This is a genomic window from Nocardia sp. NBC_00511 (genome assembly GCF_045161165.1).
Classification (GTDB): domain Bacteria; phylum Actinomycetota; class Actinomycetes; order Mycobacteriales; family Mycobacteriaceae; genus Nocardia.
The window spans coordinates 1,783,312-1,787,653 of sequence record NZ_CP107849.1 but is presented as its reverse complement, the minus strand read 5'-3'; the positions used below and the strand labels follow the sequence as shown (position 1 = coordinate 1,787,653).

At 63.2% G+C, this 4,342-nt stretch carries 3 protein-coding genes; all 3 read left to right on the top strand.

The annotated features are described in order from the left end of the window. Positions 1–651: 651 nt before the first annotated feature. The 3 genes from OG300_RS08550 to OG300_RS08540 are packed head-to-tail and all read left to right on the top strand — an operon-like array spanning position 652 to position 4,272. Positions 652–1,758 (top strand): FAD-dependent monooxygenase, encoded by a 1,107-nt coding sequence (locus OG300_RS08550; protein WP_405493900.1) that lies wholly within the window; start codon positions 652–654, stop codon positions 1,756–1,758. Positions 1,759–1,782: 24 nt separating this feature from the next. Then, positions 1,783–3,318, top strand: a complete 1,536-nt coding sequence (locus tag OG300_RS08545) for a flavin-containing monooxygenase (RefSeq protein WP_405493898.1) — start codon at positions 1,783–1,785, stop codon at positions 3,316–3,318. A 9-nt stretch (positions 3,319–3,327) separates the two neighbouring features. After that, entirely contained in the window at positions 3,328–4,272 is a 945-nt protein-coding gene (locus OG300_RS08540) for a methyltransferase domain-containing protein (protein ID WP_405493896.1), read from the top strand. The last annotated feature ends 70 nt before the right edge of the window (positions 4,273–4,342 follow it).

Genomic DNA, 4,342 nt, shown 5'->3' with positions numbered 1-4,342 from the left:
AAACCTGTCCCCTATCCAAGTCGAGCGAAGCTGGGCTGCGACAACCCACAAACGGTCATGACGGCGTCGGTCGCCGCTACGATCCGGCGCGTTGCTCGTTAACCAAAAATTTGCACCTGCATGGTCGACAGATGACCCTCATACCTGATTTCCCATCCCCGAAGCTTCAGCCGGATCGGCGAGCACAACCCGAGAGTCAGCACGGGCATCCTCGCCAGGCGACGGTCGATCCCCCGACGTCGTGTTGCGATACCCGGCCGGACCCCCAGAGCCCGCCCGAACGGCTTCCTCAAGATAGAACGTGTTCCACAATCGTGCAAGCAGCCACTGTCGCGAATCTTCTTGCTATGCACACCTTTCGGAAGCAAAGAAACGCTAGACAGTGGAACTTGTTATCGCTACAGTTCGGCGTTGAGTATCGGGACGGGGATCAAAGGGGTTGTCGGGGCGGGGATTCGGACGCGCGCGTCGTCGGCTGACCGGCTTCCGGCGGCGATCACCAACTGCGCAACGGCGAGCAGCCCACTTGGACCATTTTGGGCAAACACTCCGCTACTTCAGCTGCCGACTGCACCGGAGGCTTGGTGGCGAGCCAGGCACTCCCCGTCGATGGACTACGCATTCACCGCACGATGATCTGGATTGGGAGGGATGATGAACGGACGTACGAGGCGCGCAGGAATCGTCGGGGGCGGGGTCGGCGGGTTGGCGACTGCCATCGGCTTGCGGCAGGCCGGGTGGCACGTCACGGTGTTCGAGCAGGCGCCCGAATTCGGCCGGGCGGGGGCCGGGATCGTTCTGCCTGTCAACGGCATCGCGGCCCTCGACGCCCTCGGACTCGGGGAGCGGATTCGTGAGCATCAGGTACCTGATCGGATCTCGCAAATACAGACCGCGGCCGGTCGGACGCTGATGAGCTTTCGATTGAGTGACGCGATGGGCTACCCGGGAATGATTCTGCTCGCGCGATCAGATCTCATCGCGCTACTGGTGGATGCCTTGCCCAGCGAGTGCATTCACACGGGCGTAGCGGTGCGGGCAGTGCGCGAAAACGGTGTTGTGGAAACTGATTCCAGCACGGCGGAGTTCGACCTGGTGGTCGCGGCCGACGGGGCCAATAGTGTAGCGCGACAACAGTTGTGGCCCGATCTCTCGCTGCGGCACACCGGAGTCACCGCCTGGCGTTGGATCGTCGACGGCCTGTCGACGGAGTACGCCGGAATGGTGTGGGGTCCGGGCGGTGACGTAGGGATCTACCCCATGCCTCGTGGTCGCACCATGGCGTGGGCCGCGGGTCGACCGGGCATCGACGACCTGAACTACTTTGCCGACTGGATCGACCCGGTGCCGGAGTTGATCGCCTCCGCCGATCGGATAGTGCGCAACGACGTGGCGTACCTGCCGGTTCCTCGTTCGCTGGTTCGTGGCCGGGTGGCGCTGGTCGGCGACGCGGCGCACGCGCTGGTGCCTTACAACGGCCAGGGCACCTCCGTTGCCTTGGAAGATGCCGTCGCCCTCGCCGCATGCGCTCCCGACCTGGCGGCCTACACCGCGTCGCGGCGTCCGCGCGCGCAGTACATGAGTCTGCTGGCGCGGTACGGCATGCCCACACCCGCTACCAGCAGAGCCGCCGTGATCACCGGCCCGATGGCGGGAATGATGCCGAACCGGTTCTTGCGGTGGGCCGCGCGCACGGGACGCCGGGCGGCGACGACTTGGACCCCACCGGAAATCCGGTCGCGCGTGTCCTCGCACTGATTCTGAATCTGGAACGGAGCAACCATGAGCACGTCGACGGATACTGCCGTCGATCACGAGATTCTCATTGTCGGCGCGGGCTTTTCGGGGATGGGCACGGCGATCGAACTGGATCGGGCCGGTGTGCACGACTTCCGGATCCTCGACGCGGGCGACGGTCTCGGCGGAACTTGGCGGTGCAACACCTACCCCGGTGTCGCGGTCGACTTCCCGGTCTTCAGCTATCAATTCTCATTCGAGCAGCGATCGGACTGGTCCCGCGTCTACGCCCCCGGCTCGGAGGTACTGGAGTACGCGGAGCATTGCGCCGACAAGTACGGCCTTCGTTCACGGATGCGATTCGATACCAAGATCGACGGAATCGAATTCGAGGGCCACACGAATCGATGGCGGGTGACGACAGCCGCTGGCGACACGATGACCGCCAGGTTCGTCGTCAACGCGACCGGCAGCTTTCCCGAACCGAACATCCCGAAGTTCAACGGTATCGAGAACTTCGCGGGACCGGTCCTGCACACCGCGCGCTGGGACCCCGCGGTGGACCTGACCGGCAAGCGGGTCGGGATCGTCGGCACCGGAGCGTCCGGCGTACAGCTCGCCGCTGCCGTCGCGGCCGAGGTGGCGCAGCTGACCGTGTTCCAGCGGACTCCGGTCTGGGTGGTGCCGAAGTACGACGCGCCGCTGTCCGCGCGGCTGCACTGGATGTTCGAGCATGTCCCGTTGCTGAAGCCCGCGATCCGGGCGTTGAGCCAGGCTTATATCGAGACGGTCGTCCTGTTACCCGCCCAGTATCACAAGCTGTTCCCGTTGACCAAGCTCGCCGCAGTCGCCCTGCGGCGTGAGCTGGCCGCGCAGGTGCACGATCCAGCAGTCCGGGACAAGCTCACGCCGCGTTATGCGCTCGGCTGCAAACCGCCGGCCTATTCCAACGCGTACCTGTCCATGTTCAACCGCGAAAACGTGTACCTGGAAACAGATCCCATCGACAAGGTGACCACGGACGGCGTCCGCACGGCTGAAGGCGTCGAGCATGAGCTGGACGTGTTGATTCTCGCGACAGGGTTCAAGATGCCGTTCACATCCGGCGTGCCCTTCCGATGCGTCGGATCCGACGGGATCGATCTGCACGAATATTGGTCTCGGGAACGCACGCAGGCGTATCAGGGGGTGAGCGTGCCCGGTTTCCCCAACTATTTCTCGGTGTCCGGCCCGTACTCCTACAACGGTTCGTCCTACTTCAACCTGATCGAAGCCAGCGCCGAGCACATCGCCCGCTGCCTCGGCCATGCCCGACGGACCGGAGCGACGCGGGTGGAGGTCACGCAGCAGGCGAACACGAAGTACTTCGAGGAAATGCTGCGCCGCCGGTGGCGGCAGGTGTTCTGGCAGGACACCTGCGGCCTCGCCAACGCCTACTACGTCGACGTGAACGGCGATGTACCGCTGCGACCGACGCTCAGCCTCGAAACGGCTTGGCGCAGCGCCCGATTCCCGCTGAGTGACTACCGTTTCGAGACCACGCCCGCGAGTGAAACAGTCGAACAACATACACAGGTTTGAAGGGGAAAGATGACGGTCATAGAATTTCGTGATTCCGAGAGTTCGGCCCGCCGTACTGTGCGGTGGGTTCGCGAATGGGGGTGGCTTGCATCCTTGATTTTCGTACCCAAAATTCCCAACCGATTCAGTCTGGTGTACGACAGAGTCATCACTGCAAACAATTCGCTGGGCGAGGAGTCGCTGTTCATCAACCTGGGCTACTGGAAGGACAGTCCCCAAACCTTGGATGAAGCGGGCGCGGCGCTGGCCCGGCTGGTAGCGACCGAAGCGAGCCTCGGGTCCGATGACGTGGTAGTGGACGTCGGCTGCGGGCTGGGCGACCAAGACTTTCTCTGGGCGAAAGAATTCGGCCCAAAGCGAATTACCGGGGTAAATATATCCGCGAAACAGATTGAGGTCTCGACCGCACGGGCCGCCGCACTGGGGCTCAGTGACGTCGTCGAGTATGTGCACGGGTCGGCAAACGATCTACCTCAGCCGGATGCGTCCGCTACAAAGGTGACCGCACTCGAATCAGGGCTTCACTTTCCGTCCCGTCCACGATTTTTCGAGGAAGCATTCCGAGTCCTGGCACCCGGCGGCCGGTTGGTGAGTGCCGATGTCGTGCCACTCGCGAATAAATATGTTTCGAGCGAGGTCAGGCGGTCGCGCCTCAAGCGACTTGTGGTGCACGGCATATTCACGACTGCCCGCAAGAACAATACCGATGCGGAGGAATACCGCGCGGCGCTCCTGGCAGCCGGCTTCAAGGATGTCCGGGTCTACTCGATCCGCGATCACGTCTACCCGCAATATGCCGAATTTGTCAGCCGTAAGCGCGACCAGCCGCAAATCCGGAAAATCAATCCGTTGCTTCGGGGCTTCTTCGGCCACAAAGGCGCCGCGTTCTGGGCCCCTTGGCTGGACTATATCGTCGCAGTTGCCGACAAGGCGCCTGCCGAAGATAGCCTCTGAGGAACACCACACCGATGACCGACGCATCCCCATGACCCGAGGCAAGGTGCCGCGGCCCCGGTTCGATCAA

What these genes read in the sequence shown, in the direction of transcription:
- OG300_RS08550 (WP_405493900.1), top strand. Translation starts at nt 652, where the DNA reads ATGATGAACGGACGTACGAGGCGCGCAGGAATCGTCGGGGGCGGGGTC.
- OG300_RS08545 (WP_405493898.1), top strand. Translation starts at nt 1,783, where the DNA reads ATGAGCACGTCGACGGATACTGCCGTCGATCACGAGATTCTCATTGTC.
- OG300_RS08540 (WP_405493896.1), top strand. Translation starts at nt 3,328, where the DNA reads ATGACGGTCATAGAATTTCGTGATTCCGAGAGTTCGGCCCGCCGTACT.